This is a genomic window from Kitasatospora sp. NPDC048296, assembly GCF_043201815.1.
Taxonomy (GTDB): domain Bacteria; phylum Actinomycetota; class Actinomycetes; order Streptomycetales; family Streptomycetaceae; genus Kitasatospora.
This window is the reverse complement of the sequence record NZ_JBICZB010000065.1, coordinates 25,391-47,450: the sequence shown is the minus strand read 5'-3', so window position 1 is coordinate 47,450 and position 22,060 is coordinate 25,391. Positions and strand designations below refer to the sequence as shown.

The window sequence follows — 22,060 nt, the reverse complement described above, 5'->3', positions numbered from 1 at the left end:
CCACCCTCGAACGCGGGATCCGCCGAGACGACGACCTCGCCAACTCCTACCGCGAATGGCTCACCGCCGCTTGACAGCCCATAGGAGCATCAATCCGTCCGCCGCCGGCCGGCCGCCCGGGACTGTCGGTCCCGGCTGCTAGGAATGTGCTGTCCGCCGGGAAGCTGACGGACAGTCACCTCCCGTTCCGTGATCCGATCCAGCCGGAGTACCGCCATGAGCGCTGCCGACACCCCCACCGCTGCCCAGCCCGAGCCGAACGACCCGAACGACCCGCTGGCCCTCGCGGAGCTGTTCCGTGGCGGCGGCGAGCCGTGGCTCCCGCTGCTGAAGCCGGTCATCGAGGCGCAGCCCGGCGCGGCCTCGTTCATCGGTCCGGGCCGCAGCCCGGAGGTCGTGCCCGTCCGCGAGCTGACCTTCCAGGCGCTCAAGCCGCACGCACCGCACAAGTGGAAGGTCGTGGTCTTCGGCCAGAACCCTTACCCGCGGCCGGAGAGCGCCACCGGCATCGCCATGTTCGACAACACCTTCCACGACTGGAAGGACAGCCAGTTCGGCCGGGTGATCAGCATCCGCTGCCTCATCAAGGCCGCGGCGATGTGGAAGTACGGCATCCCCAAGAAGACGCCGATCGCCGACATACGGGCACTGCTGAAGGAGCGGGAGACCGTCCAGCCGCCGGAGTGGTTCCAGGCGATGCTGACCCAGGGCGTGCTGCTGCTGAACGCGGCCCTGACCGCCAGTGCCGACGGCGCGATGGGGCCGGACCAGCACACCGGGTTCTGGCGGCCGGTGGCCGAGCGGATCATCGAGGAGATCCTCCGGGCCAAGCAGCAGGCCGACGAGGAGGACCGGGGCGTCGTCTTCGCCTGGTGGGGCGCGCACGCGCGCAGCCTGAAGAACGTGGTGCTGCGGCTGCAGAAGAAGTACCCCGAGGTCGAGGTCCGCCACATCGACCACGCCAACCCGGCCGCCCAGGGCGACATCTTCTGCGACGGCGACCACTTCGCCACGGTGAACGCCGCGCTCGCCTCGCTCGGCTGCGAGGAGGTCGACTGGCTCCCCAGTGCGGGCTGGAACACCGGTGCGGCGCAGGGCGGGGGTGCGGACGGCGGGGTCGCCGAGCGGATGGGCGCGTTCATCGCCTCGACCATGGAGCTGCACCAGCTCTACCTGGACCGACTCGCGAGCGTCAAGGACGAGGGCCTCGAACTCCCGGCGATCAGCGGGGTGTTCGACACGCCGCTGATGGACTTCCGGGGAGCCGTGGCCCCGGTGGCCGAGCTGCTCCGGGGCCTGGACCGGCACGTCGCGCTGTCGCACGACTTCGGCAAGCGGCGCGCCGACGAGGGGGAGTCCGGCCTGTCCGCCGACGCGATCGCGGCGCTCTACCTCTACACCTGCGAGTCCGCGTTCTACCGGGAGATCAACGCGGTGCTGCGCTCGCCGGACCGCGGCCGGCTGGTGCCGTACCTGCCGTACCTGCGGCTGCTGTTCGCGGCGGTCTCGCAGCTTCCGGTGCGCACCGAGCCGCTCTGGCGCGGGGTCTCGCTGGACCTGCGCAAGCAGTACCCGCTCGGGCGGACGGTGACGTGGTGGGGCGTGTCCTCCTGCACCTCCAAGCTCGGCGTGGCCCAGTCCTTCCTGGGCAGCCGGGGCAAGCGGACGCTGTTCGAGGTGCGCCCGCTGCGGGCCGCGGGCATCCAGCGGTTCTCGGCGTTCACGGGGGAGGAGGAGTTCATCCTGCTGCCGGGCACCCAGCTGAAGGTCACGGACGTGCAGGCCCAGCGCGGCGGGCTGTGCACCGTGACGCTGACCGAGGTCGAGGAGGCGCCCCTGGTGTCCTGAGCCGACCACGGCCCACTAATATCTGACTCAGTTAGGAGAGTTACTTGGTTAAGTCGTGATGGCTCCTCCGAACAGCAGCCGAGCCGACCACGGGGGAAGCGATGACGTCCGAGACCTTGGGCCTCGACGGCGAGTTGGCACGTGAGCGGGCCCATGTCGAGGCCTGCCGCGCGGCGACGGCCCGGCAGGTGGCGGAAGCCGACCACCAGGTCGTCGCCGGCGAGGACGTGTCGGGCGACGGCGCGAGCGCGGAGGCGCTGGGCCGCTACCTGCGGACCCGTGCCAAGCGGATGCGGGAGCTGCCGGACAGCCCGTCCTTGTGGCTTGACGTCAGAGGAAGTAGAGCCGGCTCAGGGCGACCTCCTCGGCGGGCTCGGAGCGCAGCGGGGTGCCGTCGAGGGTGACCAGCCCGGTCCGCGCGTCGACCAGGACCTCGCCCAGGCGGCTGTTGCGGACCATGTCGGCGGGCCCGATGCCGCGGGTGTTCCGGACGGCGACGCGGCGGCGGCGCGTCGTCATGCTGTCGTACGGGCGGTCGCCGCTGCCGGACTCGGCCGCGGCGCGGCTGGTGAAGGCGACCGAGAGGTCGGCCGGGGTCGCGCCGTGGGCGCCGAACAGCGGCCCCAGGACCAGGGGTTGGCAGGTCTCGGTGGCCGCGTTCGGGTCGCCGGTGACACCGTACGCGGGGAACCCGGCCTTGAGGACGAGCTGCGGCTTGGCGCCGAAGTGGTCCGGGCGCCAGAGCACGATGTCGGCGAGCTTGCCGACCTCGATCGAGCCGACCTCGTGGCTGAGCCCGTGCGCGATGGCCGGGTTGACGGTCAGCTTGGCGATGTAGCGCAGCACCCGCTCGTTGTCGTCGTCCGGCCCGTCGCCCTCCATCGGGCCGAGTTCGGCCTTCATCTTGCCGGCCATGGCGAAGGTGCGGCGCACCGTCTCCCCGGCCCGGCCCATGCCCTGGGCGTCGGAGGAGGTGATGCCGATGGCCCCCAGATCGTGGAGGACGTCCTCGGCGCCCATCGTCCCGGCGCGGATCCGGTCGCGGGCCATCGCGGCGTCGCCGGGCAGGTCGACCTTGAGCCCGTGGACGGAGACGATCATGCCGTAGTGCTCGGCCACCGCGTCCCGGCCGAAGGGCAGGGTGGGGTTGGTGGAGGAGCCGATGACGTTCGGCACGCCCGCCATCTTCAGCACGTTGGGGACGTGCCCGCCGCCGCAGCCCTCGATGTGGAAGGCGTGGATGGTCCGGCCCTCCAGCACGCGCAGGGTGTCCTCCACCGACAGGCATTCGTTCAACCCGTCCGTGTGCAGCGCCACTTGGACGTCGTGCACCTCGGCCACGGACAGTGCGGTGTCCAGCGCCCGGGTGTGGGCGCCCATGTCCTCGTGCACCTTGAACCCGCAGGCGCCGCCCTCGGCCAGGGCTTCCACCAGCGGAGCCGGGTGCGAGGACGAACCGCGGCCCAGGAAGCCGATGTTGACGGGCCAGGCGTCGAAGGCGTTGAACGCGTGGCGCAGCGCCCAGGGGGAGTTGACGCCCACACCCCAGGCCGGGCCGACCTCCTGGCCGATGATCGTGGTGACGCCGGAGGCCAGCGAGGCCTCCATGATCCGCGGCGACATCAGGTGGACATGGGTGTCGATGGCGCCAGCGGTGGCGATCAGCCCCTCGCCGGAGACGATCGTCGTCCCGGTGCCGACCACCACCTCCACCCCGTCGAGCGTGTCGGGGTTGCCCGCCCGCCCGATCGAGGTGATCCGGCCCTCCCGGATGCCGATCGAGGTCTTGCGGATGCCCTGGACCGCGTCGATCACCAGCACGTTGCTGATCACCACGTCGCAGGTGTCCCGGACGGCGGCGGCCTTGAGGTGCAGGCCGTCCCGGGCGGTCTTGCCGAAGCCCACCAGGAACTCGTCCCCCGGCTGCTGGGAGTCCGACTCGACCCGGACGACCAGCCCGCTGTCGCCGAGCCGGACCCGGTCCCCGGCGCGCGGGCCGTGCACGGCCGCGTACTCGGACGCCTCGATGCTGCTGCTCACCGCTCGGTCTCCTTTGCGTCGTCGTCACCGCTCACCCCGAGGTAGCCCTGCGCGGCGGCCCGCCGCAGCGCCTCCCGCCGGACCCGGGGCGAGTCCAGCGGGCCGTCCACGAGCCCCGCGAAGCCGATCGCGACCCGCTCGCCGCCGATCGGCACCAGGCCGACCTCGACGACGGCGCCCGGGTCGAAGCGCACCGAGGATCCGGCCGGGACGGCCAGGTGCATCCCGTACGCGGCGGCCCGGTCGAAGTCCAGGCGCGGGTTGGCCTCGAAGAAGTGGAAGTGCGAGGTGACCGAGACCGGCACCTCGGCCGTGTTGCGCACGGCCACCGTGCACACCGGCCGTGGGGAGGGGGCGCTGTGGTCGGCGAGGAGGACGGCGCCGGGCGCCGCCTCGCCGAGACCGCCGCCGCCGAACGGGTCGGCGATCACGGCGAGGCGGGTGCCGTCCTCGAACACCGCCTCGACCTGGATCTCGGTGACCAGGTCCGGCACGCCGGGCAGTACGTCGTCGGGGGAGAGGACTGACCGCCCGCGTGCCACGGCCTCGGTCAGCCGCAGGCCGTCGCGGGCGGCCTCGCAGACGGTGTCCGAGATCAGCGCGGTGGCCTCGGGGATGTTGAGCCGCAGGCCGCGGGCGCGGCGGGCGCGGGCGAGTTCGGCTGCGGTGAAGATCAGTAGCCGGTCGCGTTCGGTGGGGGTCAGCTGCACGGGGTCGGTTCTCCCTCGGGGCGGCGGGACGGCGTCAGACGGCTGGGCGGCGGGAGCGCGGGGCGGCGGGACCGCTGGGCGGGCGGGTCAGCCGGCGGGCTGGTCGTGGGTGGAGCAGTGGATGCCACCGCCACCGGACGCGATGGTGTCGATCTGCAGCGGGACGATCTCGCGGTCCGGGAACTGGTCCTTGAACACTTCCTGGGCGTGCCCGTCGGCCCGGGAGTCGCCGAACAGTGGCAGGTAGACGCCCTTGTTGCCGATGTAGAAGTTCATGTACGAGGAGACGAAGGCGTCACCGCGCCCGGTGATCTTGTCCGGGTCGGGCTGGCTGATCTCAACGACCTTCAGCTTCTTGCCGGTCGCGTCGGTCGCTTCCGCCAGCACGGCCCGGGCCTGGTCGGCCGAGCGGGACCAGACGTCCGCCGGGGTGCCGGGGAAGGCTTGGTCCAGGAAGACGACGCCGGGCGCGGCGAAGCGGGCCAGGCAGTCGACGTGGGCGTCGGTGATGTCCTTGCCCTTGACGCCCGCCAGCCAGATCACCTTGGTGACGCCCAGGGCCTGCTTGAGCTCGGCCTCGACGTGGTCGCGGTCCCGGCCAGGGTTGCGGTTGTCGTTGACCACCGAGCTCTCGGTGACCAGCAGCGTCCCCTGGCCGTCGCTCTCGAAGGAGCCGCCCTCGGCGACCAGCTGGGTCGCGACCCGCTCGATCCCGTACTTGTCCAGCACCGCCCGGGCGATCCGGGCGTCGTTGCCGTGCTCCTGCTTGCCGCCCCAGCCGCTGAAGTTGAAGTCGACGCCCTTGACCTTTCCGCCGTCCTCGACGAACACCGGGACGGTGTCGCGGGCCCACAGGTCGTCCACCGGGACGGACAGCAGCTCGACGTCCTTGCCGCAGGCGTTGCGGGCCGAGTCCTCCTGGCCGGGACGGACCAGCAGGACCAGCGGCTCGCGCTGGCCGATGGCCCGGGCCACGGCGGCGATGTCCTTCCGGACGGCGCCGAGCTGCTCGCCCCAGACGTTCTCGGAGGCGGGCCAGGCCATGAAGGTCCGCTCGTGCTTCTCCCACTCGCCGCCGAGCCGGCGTCCGCGCGCCGGTGCGGGCGCCGAGGGGTTCGCCGGGGCCGGCCCGGACGGCTGCTCGGCGGCGCCGGAGGACGGGGCGGCCGGCTCGGCCGGGTCCTCGTCGGCGGCGCAGGCGGTCACGCCGAGGGCGAGCACACCGGCACCGGCGAGGGAGCGCAGCACCGTGCGGCGGGCGAGGGAGGACTGGGACACGGTGATCTCCGGTGGGGCCGAGGGTGGATCGAGGTGCGGTGGCTGCGCGCGGGCGGCGGTCGACGGCGGATCGGCGGACGCGAGTGGTCGGGGGCCGTGAGTCGACGCGAGTGGTCGGCAGCGCCGGGACTGAACTCTCGCATTGACTGAAAAATCAGTCAAGCTCTACGGTGAAGCCACCAAACCACCCCGAGACGACCCGGGCCGCCCGAACGCGGTTACGGTCCCGACGATGAAAGGCCGGGTGAGGCGGAGATGCTGCGCAATGGTCTGGAGCCCTGGCACCTCCTGATAGTGCTGGCGGTCGTGGTGCTGCTCTTCGGATCCAAGAAGCTTCCGGACATGGCGCGCGGACTGGGCAAGTCGATGCGCATCCTCAAGGCGGAGACGGCGGCCATGCGGGAGGAGGACCCGCCCAGCCCCGGCACGGCCGCCACCGGGACGGCCACCCCCGGCACGCCCGCCACCGGGACGGCCACCCCCGGCATGCCCACCCCCGGCACGCCCGCCGTCGGAACGGCCGAGTCGGCCCGGCGGCCGGCCTGACCGGTCCCGCCGCGACCCCGGAAGCGCCGAGAGCCCGTCGCCCCCACCACCGAGTGGAGGGACGACGGGCTCTCGGTCGTGCCGACCGGGTCAGCCGTTGCGGTGGTAGTGGTCCAGCGACACCTTGACCGGCCCGTCCGCGCCGGCCGCCGACAGCACCCGGACCACGGCCAGCTCCCGGCCGTCCGCGGACCGGACGCAGAAGGCGCCGCGCGCGCCGACCGCGCTGAACGGCAGCCGCGCACTGGGACGGCTGCCGAGCCCCTGGAGGCACTCGGCGAGGCCGAGACCGGCGTCCCGGCCGATGTAGGAGTCGGCGCTCTCCGGGATGAGGAACTCACCGTCGGTGCGCCCGACGTACCAGCTCGCGCTGTCGGTCGGCACCACCGTGCCCGAGGCCAGGTCGAACTCGTACCCCGGGTCCGCCGAGGTGAGCTCGACCGCCCGGTAGTCCGCCGTGTAGTCGGCGGCGGGTGCCGACGGCGCCGGGCGGGTCGGCGAGGCCGTCGCGGGGCCCGAGCGCGCGGGGCCCGGCGATCCGGTGGGCGTCGGCGAGGCCGGAGGTGTGCCGGGCTCGGCGGACCCGGACACCGGGGCCTCGGCCGTCGCCGTCTCCACCGGATCCGGGTCGTCGAGCACGAACACCGCCGCCGCGGCGCCGACGGCCAGGGCGACGGCGGCGATCAGCGCGGTGCGCCCGAGGGCCCGCTTCGGCCGCGCTTCCGGACGCGGGCTCGGACTCGTGCCCGGACCCGGCACGGCGCCGGGCCCGGGCGAGGCCGCGGCGGAGGCTGCCACCGGGGCGGGCGCGGCAGCGAGCAGGGTGGGCGTCGGCCCGGCCGATGAGCCGAGGACCGTCGGGGCCGAGTCCAGGCCGGGGCGGGCGGCCTCGGCGGGCACCTGGGGCAGGTCGGCGTGCCGGGTGATCTGGCTGGTCAGCGGGTACGGCAGCCAGTCCTCGCCGAACCTGAGCCGCCCGCCCACCGCCGGGTGGTTGCGGGCGGCGGCGATCACCTCGGCGGTGGTCGGCCGGTCCTCCGGCCGTTTGGCCAGGCAGTGCCGGAGCAGTTCGCGCAGGCTCTCCGGGACCCGGTCGAGGTCGGGCTCCTCGTGGACCGTCCGGTAGAGCGCCGCCGGGTCCGGTCCGTCGCCGAAGGGCGGGGTGCCGCCCGCGACGTGCACGCCGAGGGCGCCGAGGGCGTACACGTCGGTGGCCGGTGTCGCGGCCTGTCCCATGGCCTGCTCGGGGGCCATGTAGGCGGGCGAGCCGATCCGCAGCCCGGTGCCGGTCAGCGCGCTGGCGTCGGCCGCGCGGGCGATGCCGAAGTCGATCACCCGGGGGCCGTCGGCGGCGATCAGCACATTGGCCGGCTTGAGGTCGCGGTGGACCACCCCGCTGGCGTGGATCGCCTGGAGCGCCTCCGCGATGCCGGCCAGCAGCAGCAGGACGGTCCGTTCGGGGAGCGGGCCGAAGCGCTGCACCACCTGCTGCAGGGACGGGCCCGGCACGTAGGTGGTGGCCAGCCACGGCGTGGCGGCGTCCGGGCCGGCGTCGACCAGCTGTGCGGTGAACAGACCGTGGATGCGCCGGGCGCTGGCCACCTCCTGAGCGAACCGGGCCCGGAACTCGGGGTCCTCGGCCAGCTCGGGCCGCACCACCTTGAGCGCCACCGGCCGGCCGCCCGGGGTGTACGCGAGGTAGACCCGGCCCATGCCGCCGGCGCCGAGCCGCGCGTACAGCAGGTGGCCGCCGATCTCGCGCGGGTCGTCCGCGGTCAGCTCCTGGAAGACCGGCTGGAGGGCGAAGGGGGATCGGTCAGCGGACATGCGGGCTGCCTCTCTCGGCGGACAGGGACGGGACGCGGAGCCGTCCGGGCCCTGGGTGGGCAGGCGACGGCTCGCTGGCGCCGCAGAGTTTAGAGGTTTCGTCAGGATCCGCCGAATCCGACCCCGCCGGGCCGCCGGAGGCCGCGCGCCCGGCCGCGCTCCTGCTCCGCCCGGCCACGCTCCGGTTCCGTCCGGTCGCGCCTCGGCTCCGCCCGGCCGCGCTCCAGCTCCGCCTCGACGGCGCCGCGCAGCAGCCGGCGGGCGTGCTCGATCGGCAGCGAGCCGCTCAGCCAGCGCACGCTGAGGCCCTCGACCAGGGCGGTGAGCCGTTCCGCGGCGGCCGCGTGGGCCGGGGCGGTGCCGCTCGGGTCGGCGCGGGCGAGCAGCTCGGCGACGTCGTGCACCCAGCTGTGGGTGCTCCGCGCCAGTTCCTCGCGCAGGTCCGGCTCGAACACGGCGGTGGCCCGCAGCTCACCCCAGGCGGTGCTGTTCTCGCGCACCTCGGCGGTGTCCTGGAGCTCCAGCAGCAGGACCTGTTCGAGGTCGGCGCGCGGGTCCCTGGCCTGGCCGGGGGCCCGGTCGAGGGCGGGGCGGTCCTCGGCGGTGTAGTGGTCGGCGCGGTCGCCGATGTACTCCAGCGTCTGCCGCAGGATCCCTGCCCGGTCGGTGAAGTGGTAGTAGATCAGTGCGGTGGACACGCCGGCCTCGGCGGCCAGCTCGCCCATCCGCAGGCCGCGCACGCCGCGTCGGGCGATGACGCGGGTGGCGGCCTGGAGTATCCCTGTCCGGCGGTCTGACATGGACGCTCACTCTACCCGTCCTGGTTGCGGTCTTGACGAAATCCTGATCAGTTTGTCAGGTCGTTTCGCTTTATCCGGCTCACGGGGTTGACTGGATTTTCAGTGAGGTACAGGATGCGGGGCAACCCCCACACCTCCCACCTCTTCCAGGGAGCGTTTCATGATCATTCCCAAGCCTTCCGAGGCCACCCCCATGCCCTCGCGTCGAAGGCTGCTCCAGTACGGCGCGACGGCCCTGCCGGTGCTGGCGCTCGGTGCGGCCCTGCCGGCCGCCGCCCACGCGGCGACCACCGACTACGCCCCGGGCAGCGACTACGCCCCGAGCGCCGATCCCCGGACGGCCGCGGCCGCAGCCACCCCCGGGCTGCGGATGCCGGCCGAGACCGACCGGCACGACCGCACCTTCATGGCCTGGCCCGCCCTGTCCTCGATCTGGGGCAGCCAGCTCTCCGCCGTCCGCGACGACATCGCCCGGGTCGCCTACGCGATCTCCCGGTACGAGCCGGTCGTCGTGGTGGCCCGCCCCGGCCAGGCCGCCGACGCCCGGTACTGGCTGGGCCGCGGCGGCGCCTACGGCATCACCGTCCTGGAGATCCCCAACGACGACCTGTGGATCCGGGACTTCGGCCCGACCTTCCTCACCGCCCCGGGTGCGGTCGCCGGGCTCGACACCAACTTCAACGGTTGGGGCAAGAGCGGTACGTCCTACTACCAGCCCTACGCCGAGGACGCCGCCGTCGCGGCCACCCTCCTCCGCGGCTACGGCGTCGACCGCGTCCGCGCGCCGTTCACCGGCGAGGGCGGCGCACTGGAGACGGACGGCCAGGGCACCCTGCTGGCCACCGTCAGCTCGCTGGTCAACCCCAACCGCAACCCCGGCATGACCCAGGACCAGGTCGAGCAGGCCCTCAAGTCCAGCCTCGGCCTGAGCAAGGTGATCTGGCTCCCCGGCCTGGCCGGCCAGGACATCACGGACGACCACATCGACTGCCTGGCCCGCTTCACCGCGCCCGGTCGGGTCGTCCTCGACCAGCCCGGCCCGGGCACCGCGCAGATCTGGATCGACGTCTACCAGCAGTCCAAGCAGATCCTGGCCGACGCCACCGACGCCCAGGGTCGCCCCCTGGTCGTCACCGAACTCCCCGGCCCCGACCGGCAGTTGATCCGGGGCAGGGGCAAGGACTTCCTGTCCAGCTACACCAACTACTACACCGCCAACGGTGCGGTCTTCGTCCCGCAGTTCGGTGACACCGCCGCCGACGCAGCGGCGTACGCGATCCTCCAGGCCGCCTACCCGGACCGCGACGTGGTGCAGCTGAACATCGACAACATCGCGAGCGGCGGAGGCGGCATCCACTGCGCCACCCAGTCCCAGCCCAGCGTCCCGCCGGCCGTCTGAGCCACCCCCCCGAGACCCCCGGCGGCCCGCGGGCCAACCCCACGGAGGCGGGCCGCCGGGCCCATCGCTCCACCCGCACACCCGATCCCGAAGAGGTATCCCGTGACCGTCACGTACCGCATGCCCGCCGAGTGGACCGAACACGAGGGCTGCCTGATGGCCTGGCCCGTCCGTGCGGACCTGTGGGGCGACACGCTCGCCGAGGTGAAGCGCGAGTACGCCGAAGTCGCCCGCGCCATCGCCGAGTTCGAGCCGGTGACGATGGTCGCCCCGCCCGGCCACGGCGAGGAGGCACGCGCCCTGTGCGGCGCGGGCGTCGCCGGTGTCACCGTCGTGGAACTGCCGCTGGACGACTCCTGGTTCCGCGACTCCGCGCCGATCTTCGTGCTCGACGCCGAGGGCCGCCGCGCGGGCGTGGACTTCCGCTTCAACGCCTGGGGCGGCAAGCACCACCCCTGGGACGCCGACGACCGGATCAGCGCCCTGCTGCTGGAGCACCTCGACGTCCCGGCCGTCCGCTCCGAGATGATCCTCGAAGGCGGCGCGATCACCGTCGACGGCGAGGGCACCCTGATCACCACCGAGCAGTGCCTGCTGCACCCCAACCGCAACCCCGGCATGAGCCGCGAGGAGATCGAGGCCGAACTCAAGCAGCGCCTCGGCGTGACCAAGGTGATCTGGCTGCCCTACGGCGGCCTGCTGGACACCGAGACCGACGGGCACGTCGACGGGGTCTGCGCCTTCGCGGCCCCCGGCAAGGTCGTCATCCAGCTCCCGGCCGACCCCGAGCACCCCGACTACGCCCGGATGCGGGCCAACCGCGCCGTGCTGGAGCACTCCACCGACGCCCAGGGCCGCCCCTTCGAGATCGTCGACGTCCCGCAGGCCGCGTTCGTGGAGGTCGACGGCCGCGAGGTCGAGGTCGGCTACCTCAACTACTACCTGGCCAACGGCGCCGTCGTCGTCCCGGTGGCCGACCACCCCGAGGACGAGGGCGCCCTCGCCGTGCTGGCCGCGGCGTACCCGGGCCGCAAGGTCGTCGGCGTCCGCTCCCGGGTGATCGCCTGGGGCGGGGGCGGGATCCACTGCATCACCCAGCAGGTCCCGGCCGCCCGCGGCTGACGGACCCCCTCGCGCGGCCCGCCGGAAGCAGGGTCGTACGCTCTCCGGACCCCACCAGCGGCCCGACCCGGACAGGGTCGGGCCCGAAAGCGGTCCGGACCGTACGCCCGCAAGCCCGCGAGGCCCCCACGTCCTCTCCCCGCTCCGACCGAAAGTCCCCCTCATGACCCTCACCCCCGCGAGACGCGCCACCTCCCCGGGCCGGCTCGCCCTCGCCGCCACGGCCCTGCTCTCCGCCGCGGCCCTGGTCGCCGCCTGCTCCGGCCCGCCGCACAACGGTGGTGGCGACCAGGCCGGCGTCCAGCTCTCCGCCACCACCCCGCAGGCCAAGGGCGACATCGACTCCTTCACCTGGGCCACCTACGCCGAGCCGCCCACGCTCGACTACATCCAGGCGTTCGACTACCCGCAGAACACCATCCTCGCCAACGTCTGCGAGAGCCTGATGCGCTGGACGCCCCAGCTCACCCTGGCCCCCGGACTGGCCGAGAAGGCCTCCAACCCGGACCCGACCACCTGGGTCTACGACCTGCGCTCCGGCGTGCACTTCCACGACGGCTCGGTGATGACCGCCGACGACGTGGTCTACAGCTTCGGCCGCCAGACCAACCCGGACAACGCCGCGGCCTGGGCCCAGACCTTCCAGAACGTCGACTCCGTCACCGCGACCGGCCCGCTCCAGGTCACCGTCAAGCTCAAGCGCCCCGACTCCCAGTTCCCGCAGTACATGGCCACGGCCGCCGGCGTCGTCGCCGCCAAGGCCGGGGTCGAGGCGGCGGGCAAGGACTACGGCACGGCCGGCAGCCTGGACTGCACCGGCCCTTATCGGCTGGGCACCTGGAACAAGGGCCAGTCGATCGAGCTGGAGCGCTTCGACGACTACTGGGGCACCAAGGCCAAGGCCAAGAAGGCCGTCTTCCGCTTCCTCACCGACCCCTCCGCCCGCACCAACGCGATGCTCAGCGGCGAGGTCGACGGCGGCTACCTGATCCCGACCGAGAGCTACGACCGGCTGAAGAAGACCGGCCCGGGCACGCTCTACTTCGGCGAGGGCCTGAGCACCGTCAACCTCAACGTCACCAACCTCCAGGGCGTGCTCGGCGACGTCCGGGTCCGCAAGGCGCTGTCCCTGGCGCTCGACCGCTCCGGCTTCGTCAAGACCGGCCTGGCCGGCGCCGGCACCGTCACCGGCTCGCTCACCACCAAGGCCGCCTGGGGCGGGGCCCCCGAGGACGTCCGCAAGAGCGCCTTCGAGAACCTCACCCCCACCGCCCAGGACCTCGACCAGGCCAAGGCCCTGATCAAGGAGGCCGGCGCGAGCGGCAAGACCGTCACCGTCGCCACCAGCACCATCGGCCAGGACGTCTCGCTGCTCGCCACCGCCGTCCAGTCCGCCGGCGCGCAGATCGGCCTGAACGTCCAGCTCAAGACCATCGCGCCGAACGCCTTCACCGCGCTGTTCACCGACCCCAAGGCCCGGGAGGGCCTGGACCTCTTCCCCGAGACCTACTACGACTCGGTGACCGACCCGCTCGACCTGCTGGCCAACTTCAAGACCGGCGCGTACCAGAACTTCGGCGGCTACAGCGACCAGGCCTACGACGGGCTGGTCGACCAGGCCACCGCCGAGTACGACCCGGCCAAGCGCGCCGCGATCGAGGCCAAGCTCCAGCAGACCGCCTCCCAGCAGCTGCTCTGGATCCCGGTCGCCGAGTGGCCCACCGCTCTTTTCCTCAACAAGCGGATCACCGGCGCCCCGACCACCATCTCGTACATGTACTACCCGTGGGCCGCCGATGTGGGGGCCGCCCGGTGAACTCCCCCGGAGCGATGGGCTTCCTGAGGTTCGCGGCCCGACGCCTGCTGGAGATGGCGGTCACCCTGCTCGGCGCGTCCTTCGTGGTGTTCGGCGCGATGTACCTCGCGCCGGGCAACCCGGCGAGCTTCCTGCTGTCCGGCCGGTCGGCCTCCCCGGAGGCCCTCCAGGCGATCAACGAGCAGTACCACCTGGACGACCCGTTCCTGGTCCGCTACCTCCGGTGGCTGGGCCAGGTCCTCCAGGGCGACTTCGGGCGTTCCATCACCTACCGCACCGACGTCTCCAAGTTGCTCGCCGACCGGCTCCCGGCGACCATGCTGCTGGTGGCCATGGCCCTGGTGGTCGTGGTCGTCGTCGGCCTGGTGCTCGGCCGGCTCGGCGCGGTGCGCGGCGGCGCGACCGACTCCACCATCCTGGTCACCACCACCTTCGCCCTCGGCACGCCCTCCTTCGTCGCGGCCGTCCTGCTGCAGGGCCTGTTCGCGGTGAAGCTGGGCTGGTTCCCGACCAGCGGCGCCGGTGACGGCCTCGGCGACATGCTCTGGCACCTCACCCTCCCGGCGATCGCCCTCGCGCTGTACCTGATCGGCATGCTCGCCCGGGTCACCCGCTCGGCGATGCTGGAGGCCCTGGAAGGCGAGCACGTCACCGTCGCCCGTAGCCGGGGCGTCCCGGAGCGCGAGGTGATCAGCCGCCACGTGTTCCGCAACGCGCTGGGCACCGTGCTGACCACCGGCGGCCTGATCGTCTCCACCCTGCTTGTCTGCACGATCCTGGTGGAGTCCGCGTTCAGCATCGGCGGGCTCGGCCAGCTGCTCGAACTGTCCACCACCACCAAGGACTTCCCGACCGTCCAGGCCATCTCGCTGATCATCGTCGCCCTGTTCATGACGGTGAACCTGATCGTCGACCTGCTCCACCCGCTGGTCGACCCCCGGGTCACCCTCGGCTCCAGGAGGTCCGACGCATGAGTGTCGCCCTCACCCGCCGCCCCGGCCTCGCCCGGATCAAGTCCGCCGGCGGCCCGCTCCACCTGATCTGCCTCGGCTTCGCCGCCCTGGTGGTGCTCGCCGCGCTGCTCGCGCCCTGGTTGGCGCCGTACGACCCGAACGGCGTCGACCTCGGCAACGCCCTCGCCGGGCCCTCGCCCGACCACCTGCTCGGCATCGACGCCGCGGGCCGCGACACCCTCTCCCGGCTCCTGCTCGGCGCCCGCACCTCGCTGCTCGGCCCGCTCGGCGTCGTCGCCTTCTCCACGGTCGCCGGCATCGCGGTCGGCCTCGCCGCCGGCTGGCGGGGCGGCTGGCTCGACTCCGTCCTGTCCCGCAGCACCGAACTGGTCTTCGCCTTCCCCGGCATGCTGCTCGCCATCCTGATCGTCTCGGTGTACGGGGAGGGCCTGCTCGCCCCGGTCGTCGCCCTGGCGATCGCCTACCTGCCCTACGTCTCCCGCCTCACCCGCTCCCTGGTGCTGGCCGAACGGACCCGGCCCTACGTCTCCGCGTACCAGGTCCAGGGTCACTCGGCCCTGCAGATCTGCCTGCGGCACGTCCTGCCCAACATCGCGCCGATCGTCCTCGCCCAGTCCGCCGTCAACTTCGGCTACGCCCTGATGGACCTCGCAGGCCTGTCCTTCCTCGGACTCGGCGTCCCCGCCCTCACCCCCGACTGGGGCCGGGTGGTCTTCGACGGCCAGACCGCGATCCAGCACGGCTACCCGCTCTCCGCGATCCTGCCGTGCGCCCTCATCGTGCTGACCGTCGTCGCCTTCAACGTCGTCGGCGAACGCTGGGCCGACCAGGTCGCCCGGAGGTCCGCATGAACGGGAAGCACGTGAACGACCACCGCACCACGGGAAGGACCGCGTGAACGCCCTCGACATCCAGGGCCTCCGGCTCCGACTGCCCGGCACCGCCCGCCCCGTCCTCGACGGCGTCGACCTCACCGTCGGCGTCGGCGAGACCGTTGCCCTGGTCGGCGAGTCCGGCTCCGGCAAGACCCTCACCTCCCGCACCGCCCTCGGCCTGCTGCCGCCGGGCGCCGAGACCGAGGGCAAGGTCCTGGTCGACGGCCAGGACGTCCTGACCATGGAGCCCGACCGGCTGCGCGCCCTGCGCACCGGCCAGGCCGCGATGATCTTCCAGGACCCCCGGGCCGCCATCAACCCGCTGCGCCGGATCGGCGACTTCCTCACCGAGAGCGTGCGGCTCACCGGCACGATGAGCGCCGCGGACGCCGACCGGCGGGCCGTGGAACTCCTCGACGCCGTCGGCCTCGGACCGGAACTGCTGCGCCGCTACCCCGGACAGCTCTCCGGCGGCATGCTGCAACGCGTCATGATCGCCGCCGCCCTGATGGGCGACCCGGTCCTGCTGCTCGCCGACGAGCCCACCACCGCGCTGGACGTCACCAGCCAGGCCGAGGTGGTCGCCCTGCTCGGCCGGCTGCGCGAACGCTTCGGCACCGGCCTGCTGTTCGTCACCCACGACCTCGGCCTCGCCGCCGCGATCAGCGACCGGGTCTACGTGATGTACGCCGGGCGGATCGCCGAACACGGCCCCGCCGCGGCGCTGTTCGAGCGGCCCCGCCACCCGTACACCGCCGCCCTGCTCGCGGCCACCCCCGCGCTGGACGCCCCGGCCGGCCGGCTCGCCGCCATCGACGGCCAACCTCCGGATCTGCGGAGGGAGTTGACCGGCTGCGCGTTCGCCGAACGCTGCCGCCACGCGACCGGGATCTGCCGCGAGCAGGTGCCCGCCCAACAGGGCGAGCACCCGGCCGCCTGCCACCACCCGCTCGAAGGGAGCCGCACCGATGGCTGAGCCCGTCCTGCGGGTCAGCGGACTGCGCCGCACCTTCGGCAGTGTGCAGGCCGTGGACGACGTCTCCTTCACCCTCGACGCCGGCGGCTCGCTCGGCATCGTCGGCGAGTCCGGCTCCGGCAAGACCACCACCGCCCGGATCGTGGTCGGCCTCGAACAGGCCGACGCGGGCGAGGTCCTGGTCCACGGCCGGGCCCGGAGCGGCCGGGCGCGGGGGAGGGCCGAACGGCTGGCCCGCGCCCGGGAGGTCCAGATGGTCTTCCAGGACCCGTACCTCTCCCTGGACCCGCGCACCAGCGTCGAGGCCGTGCTCCGCGAGACCCTGCGGCTGCACTTCCCCGACACCGACCACCCGGCCCGGATCCGGGAACTCCTCGACCAGGTCGGCCTGGGCACCCGGGCTGCCGAGGCGCTGCCCCGGCAGCTCTCCGGCGGCCAGCGCCAGCGCGTCGCCATCGCCCGGGCGCTGGCCGTGCGACCGGCCGTCCTGGTCCTGGACGAGGCGGTCGCCGCCCTGGACGTCTCGGTCCAGGCGCAGGTGCTCAACCTGCTCGCCGACATCCGCGAGGAGACCGGCATCGGCTACCTCTTCATCACCCACGACCTCGGCGTGGTCCGCTGCGTCACCGACGAGGTGATCGTGATGCGCCACGGACGGATCGTCGAATCCGGCCCCACCGCCCACGTCCTGGACTCCCCGGAGCACGCCTACACCAGGCTGCTGCTGGAGTCCGTCCCCCGGCCCGGCTGGGATCCCGACCGGATCGCCGCCGCGCGCCGCGCACTGTAAGACGGCCCGGGCGGCCCGGCAGGTGGTGGGATCTGCCGGGGGGCCCGGGCGAACGAGCACCACCGGCGGACGGCGCCGGGCCGGCAGCGACCCTGCCGGCCCGGCGCGTTCCGCCGCAGAAAGGACGACCGTGCAGGTCACCATCGACGAAACCGCCGCGACCGAGTCGGCCGTGCACCCGGCCCCCCGACGCCGCCGCCACTGGCGGTTCACCGCCGTCCTGGCGGTGGTCGTCACCCTCTGCGGAGCGGGGATCGGGCTGTACCTCAACGAACGCAACACCCGCGAGCAGACCAGGGAGCTGGCGATCCCGTCGGCACCCGACTGGATCGAACTGGACGTCACCGCCCAGGACGTCGACCCGACGGGCCAGCAGCTGACGCTCTACGTCACGCCCGTCCCGCACGGCAAGCTCGCCGCCGCACCGGACTCCCAGGCCTTCGCCCGCCCCGTCGAGATCACCCTGGCCGGCCTCCCCAAGGCCACCATCAAGGCGGCCGAGGGCGAGAGCGCGGCCGCCCAGGCCGTCCAGGTCGGCATGTACGAGGGCACCAAGACCGACTACCCCTTCGACCGCTACCGCACCGAGGCCGGGTTCAGCGCCACCAGCGGCGGCCAGGCCGTCCCGGTCGGCCTGGCCTTCACCGACACCGACCCGTTCTTCGTGGTGCGCCCGCAGGCCAAGGCCTCGGCCACCGGCAGCGTCACCCTGGACGCCAGGATCACCCGCTCCCGTAGCACCTTCATCCTCTCCTGGTTCATGATCGCCGCGATGTGGGCCATCGCCCTGGCCGTCCTCGGCGCCGCCGAGGTGCTCTACCGCAAGCGCGAGGGGCTGGTCTGGCCCTCCCTGGGCTGGATGGCGGCGAGCCTGTTCGCCCTGATCGGCATGCGCAACGCCGCCCCCGGCTCGCCGCCGATCGGTTCGCTGATGGACTACTTGACTCCCAAGCTCCCCGGCGTGAACGCCGGGGATTCCTACCACGCTTCGCGCGGTACCGCTGCGCGTGGGCGTGGTGGTTGGTTCCTGCTTCCTCCCCTGGTGGGGGTTGCTCGCGTGCCTCCCGATTTCCGACCGGGTGGTCTTCTGGCGATCCGCAGGCGTTTACCTCACTCGGTCACCCGGTGAGGGCCGGTACGTCCCCCGGTATGTGCTGCTGTCGGGCCGCCCGGATGCGGCGGCCCTCGGTGCGGATGTTGCGGGCCGCGTTCACGTCCCGGTCGTGCCGGGTGCCGCAGTACGGGCACTCCCACTCCCGGACGCTGAGCGGCTTCGCTCCGGTGTTGTGCCCACAGGCGCAGCACAGGCGGGAGGACGGGAACCCCCGGTCCACCCGGATCAGAGTGCGCCCGTACCGGGCGGCCTTGTACTCCAGCATGCCGACGAACCGCGACCACCCGGCATCGTGCACGGACTTGGCCAGGCGAGTACGCCCGAGACCGGCGACGCTCAGCGTCTCGACGTACACAGCTTGGTTATCGCTGATCAGCCGGGTCGAGAGCTTGTGCTGCCAGTCCCTACGCGCGTTCGCCACCCGGGCATGAGCCCGCGCGACCTTGACCCGGGCCTTCTCCCGGTTCCTCGACCCCCTGACCTTGCGGGACAGCTCCCGCTGCGCCTTCTTCAACTTCTTCTCGGCCCGGCGCAGGAAACGGGGACTGTCGACCTTCACGCCCCGGTCGGTGATCGCGAAGTGCGTGAGCCCGAGATCTATCCCGCAGTCCGCTCCGACCTCTGGGAGGAGGTCGGCGGCGGGGTCGGTCTCGACAACGAACGACGCCCAGTACCTACCCGCCGGATCCTTGATCACCGTCACGGACGTGGGGTCGGACGGCAGCCGACGCGACCAGGTGACCTTCACATCGCCGACCTTCGGCAGGCGCAGCCGGTCAGCGCCGGTGATCGACCAGCGGTCCGAGCGGGTGTAACGGGCGGTCTGCCGGTTGTCCCGGCGGGTCTTGAACCGGGGCGGCTCGATCTTCGGGCCGCCCCGCTTGCCCTTGACGCTGTCGAAGAAGTTCCGCCACGCCTGGTCCTGATCGCGCAGCGACTGCTGCAGCACACCCACCGGAGCGTCGGACAACCACTCCCGCTCAGGAGTCTTCTTCGCCTGTGTGATCAGGGACTTGGACAGATCAGCGGATTTCGGGAACGGCAGCCCCGCCACGTGTGCGTCCTGCCGGATGCGCAGCGCATCGTTCCACACCACCCGCGCACACCCGAACGCGCGAGCCAGTGACTTGCACTGACCTACCGTCGGGTGGAGGCGAAAGGAGTATCGGAGCTGCACAACAATCACTGTACTAACTGACGTTCATTTATGGCTGGGCATCAGGAAAATCGGGTGGACATTGTGTGTTCGCCGCGAGCTGGTCGAGTTCAACGGCGAGAACAGCCACGTCCACCTCCTGGTGAACCTCCCGCCCAAGGTCGCCGCCCCCAGGCTGGTCAACAGCCTCAAAGGCGTCAGCTCCCGCCGCCCGCGCCTGGGGGCGCCCCCTCCGGGGGAGAATTCCTCGACCTCGTACAGCACGACCGGCGGGCACCACGTCTCCGGTCCGGCCCCTATCTCGCCGGATCGGTCGGCGGCGCACCGATCAGCGTCCTGCGCCAATAAGTCGAGCAGCAGAACCGGCCTGTCCGACCGGGGTGGACGGCGGTCCGCCTTGACGGCGAAACGCCGCTTCCTGTCCTGCTCCGCAGGCGACGGGCTTCACCCTCGGGCTGAAGCCCGAGGCACCCGCCCGCTTTCCTGGTGGCGTTCTTCTGGGCCGAGGGATCATCGCCGCAATCCTGGCCTGCACCGCCTGGTCCGGCATCCGCACCGAGCATCGGCTGCGCCGGGAGCGGGAGGCTGCGGAGGCCGCCGAGGCCTCCTGAGCGGAGGGCGGGCGGCGGCTGCCGGACGGCGGGTACGCGGATTCCCCCGAACGGCGGAGCCACGCCGCGCCGGATCCCGACCGCGTTCTCAGTAGCCTGCGGAGCCGTACCCGACACCTACCGGAACGAGGCCCGATGGCTCCCTCCCGGCCGTCCCGCCGTGCCCTCCTGCAGTCCGGCGCCGCGCTCGCCGCCCTCGCCCTGGCCGGTGGCTGCTCCTCCGACGGCACGGCGAAGGAGCAGCCCGGGCCGGGCGGCGCGGCCTCGGGCGCGGCGCCGTCCAGCGGCCCGGCCGCCGCCGGGAGGGCGATGCCCGCCGAGTCGAGCCCGCACACCCGCACCTTCATGGCCTGGCCGGCCCTGGAGGAGGTGTGGGGCGACCAACTCCCCGGTGTCCGGCAGGACATCGCCGGCCTGGCCCAGGCCGTCGCGGGCTTCGAACCGGTCGTCCTGCTGGCCAGGCCCGACCAGGCCGACCAGGCACGCCAGGCCTGCGGCTCCTCGGTCGAGGTGCTGGAGCTGATGGTCGACGACCTGTGGGCCCGGGACACCGGCCCGACCTTCGTCACCGGCTCCCAGGGCCTGGCCGGGATCGACTTCAACTTCAACGGCTGGGGCGGCAAGCAGACCCACGTCAACGACAGTCAGGTCGCCCGCAACCTCCTCGACCACTACGGCATCACCCGCCTCCAGGCGCCGATCACCGGCGAGGGCGGCGGCATCGAGGTGGACGGCGAGGGCACGCTGATGGCCACCGAGAGCGCCTGGGTCAACGACAACCGCAACCCCGGCAAGAGCCGCGACCAGATCGAGGCGAGCTTCAAGGAGCTGCTCGGCGTCGAGAAGGTGATCTGGTTCAAGGGCGTCGCCGGGCAGGACATCACCGACTCCCACGTCGACGCCCTGGCCCGCTTCGCCGAGCCCGGCACCGTCGTGCTGCACCGCCCGGCCGCCGACACCCCGCCGGACGTCTGGACCACCGCCTCCGCGCAGGCCCTTCAGGTGCTGCAGTCCGCGACCGACGCCAGGGGCCGGACGCTCAAGGTGGTCGACCTCCCCGAGCCGGACGTCGCCCTGATCCCGGGCGCGGGCAAGAACTTCCTCGCCACCTACATCAACTACTACGTCTGCAACGGCGGCGTCATCGTCCCGCGCTTCGGCGACAAGGCCGCCGACGACCGCGCGGCCGGCATCATCGGCGACCTCCACCCCGGCCGCAAGGTCACCCAGCTGACCATCAACCACATCGCCGCGGGCGGCGGCGGCATCCACTGCGCCACCCAGCAGCAGCCCGCCGCCGGGACAGCGACGTCGGGACCGTGACGAGGGACCGTGACGAGGGACCGTGACGAGGGGGTGTGGAGACGGGGTGTGGCGACGGGCCGCGATGACGGGTCGTGACGACCGGCCGTCCGTCCGGCCAGGGGCGGACGTGGCGGCGGGCCCACCGGCCGGTCACGCCCTGGCGGACAGCGAGTCCAGCAGGGTCCGCAGCACCCGGCCGGCGTCCACCGTGCCGTCCAGCGAGCCGATCGCGGCGAGCCCGTCCACGGCGGCGGCGAAGGCCTCGCCGAGCGGCACCGGGTCGGTGCCGGTGCCGCGCTCCTCGACCAGGCACCGGAACAGCCGGACGAAGGAGGAGCGCCAGCGCGCGTACTCGGCCTCCAGAGCGGTGCGCACGCGTTCGTCGTTCAGGGCCAGCCAGTGCAGGGCCGCGTGCAGCCGCGCCAGGTCGGGGCTCTCCGGCCGGGTGAGCAGCGCCAGGACCCGGTCGGCGCGCTCGGCGTAGCCGCCCGGCTCGGTGACGGCCTCCTCGAGCGGCGTGATCCACTCGGGCCGGATGTCCTGCACCACGGTGACGATCAGCTCGGTGCGGTCCGCGAAGTGGTAGTGGCACATCCCGTGCGAGACCCCGCACAGCGCGGCCACGTTGCGGGTGGTGAACCGCCCGGCGCCGTCGCCCGCGAGGAGGGTGCGGGCGGCTGCGATCAGCCGTGCCCGGGTCTGCTCGCCCTTGGCGGAGGCGCGCGCCCGGCCGCCGCCCGGTCCGGAGTCCGGTCGCGGGGCCGCGCCGGTCGCCTGTGTCGCCATGGCCGTCACTGTAGCCACTCCGGGGGCGGCGGCAGGGCGGATCGGTGCGGATGCCTGCGCGAAGTATTGACCGAGCGCTTGGCCAGT

At 72.9% G+C, this 22,060-nt stretch carries 17 protein-coding genes and 2 pseudogenes; 12 read left to right on the top strand and 7 right to left on the bottom strand.

What is annotated here, in order from left to right; all coding sequences use genetic code 11:
- Positions 1 to 216: 216 nt before the first annotated feature.
- Positions 217 to 1,848, top strand: coding sequence for an ADP-ribosyltransferase domain-containing protein (locus tag ACGF12_RS29875; RefSeq protein ID WP_393036701.1), 1,632 nt, complete (start codon positions 217 to 219; stop codon positions 1,846 to 1,848).
- A 330-nt stretch (positions 1,849 to 2,178) separates the two neighbouring features.
- On the opposite strand, the gene ACGF12_RS29870 is transcribed toward ACGF12_RS29875, so the two are convergent.
- The 3 genes from ACGF12_RS29870 to ACGF12_RS29860 form a co-directional block, all read right to left on the bottom strand.
- Positions 2,179 to 3,888 carry an urease subunit alpha gene (locus ACGF12_RS29870; RefSeq protein ID WP_393036698.1) on the bottom strand — a complete coding sequence of 570 codons (1,710 nt, stop codon included), beginning with the start codon at positions 3,886 to 3,888 and terminating at the stop codon, positions 2,179 to 2,181.
- Positions 3,885 to 4,598, bottom strand: a complete 714-nt coding sequence (gene ureA, locus ACGF12_RS29865; RefSeq protein WP_393036695.1) for an urease subunit gamma — start codon at positions 4,596 to 4,598, stop codon at positions 3,885 to 3,887. The genes ACGF12_RS29870 and ureA overlap by 4 nt, the downstream gene beginning before the upstream one ends.
- Positions 4,599 to 4,685: 87 nt before the next feature.
- Complete coding sequence (locus ACGF12_RS29860; RefSeq protein WP_393036692.1) at positions 4,686 to 5,876, bottom strand: agmatine/peptidylarginine deiminase; 1,191 nt, start codon at positions 5,874 to 5,876, stop codon at positions 4,686 to 4,688.
- Between the two features lie 255 nt (positions 5,877 to 6,131).
- Between ACGF12_RS29860 and tatA the strand changes: the two genes are divergently transcribed.
- Entirely contained in the window at positions 6,132 to 6,422 is a 291-nt protein-coding gene (gene tatA, locus ACGF12_RS29855; RefSeq protein WP_393036689.1) for a Sec-independent protein translocase subunit TatA, read from the top strand.
- Between the two features lie 90 nt (positions 6,423 to 6,512).
- On the opposite strand, the gene ACGF12_RS29850 is transcribed toward tatA, so the two are convergent.
- Positions 6,513 to 8,249 (bottom strand): protein kinase, encoded by a 1,737-nt coding sequence (locus ACGF12_RS29850; RefSeq protein ID WP_393036687.1) that lies wholly within the window; start codon positions 8,247 to 8,249, stop codon positions 6,513 to 6,515.
- A 218-nt stretch (positions 8,250 to 8,467) separates the two neighbouring features.
- Positions 8,468 to 9,049, bottom strand: a pseudogene (locus ACGF12_RS29845) (TetR/AcrR family transcriptional regulator); the annotation flags it as partial.
- 160 nt (positions 9,050 to 9,209) lie between these two features.
- On the opposite strand from ACGF12_RS29845, the gene ACGF12_RS29840 reads away from it, so the two are divergent.
- The 8 genes from ACGF12_RS29840 to ACGF12_RS29805 all read left to right on the top strand — a co-directional run bounded on the left by ACGF12_RS29840 (position 9,210) and on the right by ACGF12_RS29805 (position 18,130).
- Positions 9,210 to 10,448: an agmatine deiminase family protein gene (locus tag ACGF12_RS29840; RefSeq protein ID WP_393036685.1), complete on the top strand. Its 1,239-nt coding sequence runs from the start codon at positions 9,210 to 9,212 to the stop codon at positions 10,446 to 10,448.
- A 102-nt stretch (positions 10,449 to 10,550) separates the two neighbouring features.
- Positions 10,551 to 11,570 (top strand): agmatine/peptidylarginine deiminase, encoded by a 1,020-nt coding sequence (locus ACGF12_RS29835; RefSeq protein WP_393036683.1) that lies wholly within the window; start codon positions 10,551 to 10,553, stop codon positions 11,568 to 11,570.
- Between the two features lie 163 nt (positions 11,571 to 11,733).
- Entirely contained in the window at positions 11,734 to 13,386 is a 1,653-nt protein-coding gene (locus tag ACGF12_RS29830; protein ID WP_393036681.1) for an ABC transporter substrate-binding protein, read from the top strand.
- Complete coding sequence (locus ACGF12_RS29825; RefSeq protein ID WP_393036679.1) at positions 13,383 to 14,360, top strand: ABC transporter permease; 978 nt, start codon at positions 13,383 to 13,385, stop codon at positions 14,358 to 14,360. The genes ACGF12_RS29830 and ACGF12_RS29825 overlap by 4 nt, the downstream gene beginning before the upstream one ends.
- On the top strand, positions 14,357 to 15,211 hold the full coding sequence (locus tag ACGF12_RS29820; RefSeq protein WP_393036677.1) for an ABC transporter permease: 855 nt from the start codon (positions 14,357 to 14,359) through the stop codon (positions 15,209 to 15,211). The genes ACGF12_RS29825 and ACGF12_RS29820 overlap by 4 nt, the downstream gene beginning before the upstream one ends.
- 43 nt (positions 15,212 to 15,254) lie before the next feature.
- Positions 15,255 to 16,211 (top strand): ABC transporter ATP-binding protein, encoded by a 957-nt coding sequence (locus tag ACGF12_RS29815; protein ID WP_393036674.1) that lies wholly within the window; start codon positions 15,255 to 15,257, stop codon positions 16,209 to 16,211.
- On the top strand, positions 16,204 to 17,001 hold the full coding sequence (locus ACGF12_RS29810; protein ID WP_393036671.1) for an ABC transporter ATP-binding protein: 798 nt from the start codon (positions 16,204 to 16,206) through the stop codon (positions 16,999 to 17,001). Before ACGF12_RS29815 ends, ACGF12_RS29810 begins: the two co-directional genes overlap by 8 nt.
- 130 nt (positions 17,002 to 17,131) lie before the next feature.
- The gene (locus tag ACGF12_RS29805) at positions 17,132 to 18,130 is read left to right on the top strand and encodes a DUF4436 family protein (protein ID WP_393036668.1); all 999 of its coding nucleotides are present in this window, start codon (positions 17,132 to 17,134) and stop codon (positions 18,128 to 18,130) included.
- Here ACGF12_RS29805 and ACGF12_RS29800 read toward each other — a convergent pair.
- Positions 18,120 to 19,292 carry an RNA-guided endonuclease InsQ/TnpB family protein gene (locus ACGF12_RS29800; protein ID WP_393036666.1) on the bottom strand — a complete coding sequence of 391 codons (1,173 nt, stop codon included), beginning with the start codon at positions 19,290 to 19,292 and terminating at the stop codon, positions 18,120 to 18,122. The genes ACGF12_RS29805 and ACGF12_RS29800 overlap by 11 nt on opposite strands.
- 76 nt (positions 19,293 to 19,368) lie before the next feature.
- On the opposite strand from ACGF12_RS29800, the pseudogene ACGF12_RS29795 reads away from it, so the two are divergent.
- A pseudogene (locus tag ACGF12_RS29795) lies at positions 19,369 to 19,488 on the top strand (transposase); the annotation flags it as partial.
- A 529-nt stretch (positions 19,489 to 20,017) separates the two neighbouring features.
- Positions 20,018 to 21,205 carry an agmatine deiminase family protein gene (locus ACGF12_RS29790; RefSeq protein WP_393036663.1) on the top strand — a complete coding sequence of 396 codons (1,188 nt, stop codon included), beginning with the start codon at positions 20,018 to 20,020 and terminating at the stop codon, positions 21,203 to 21,205.
- Positions 21,206 to 21,337: 132 nt separating this feature from the next.
- On the opposite strand, the gene ACGF12_RS29785 is transcribed toward ACGF12_RS29790, so the two are convergent.
- Entirely contained in the window at positions 21,338 to 21,973 is a 636-nt protein-coding gene (locus ACGF12_RS29785) for a TetR/AcrR family transcriptional regulator (protein WP_393036660.1), read from the bottom strand.
- Between the last annotated feature and the right edge of the window lie 87 nt (positions 21,974 to 22,060).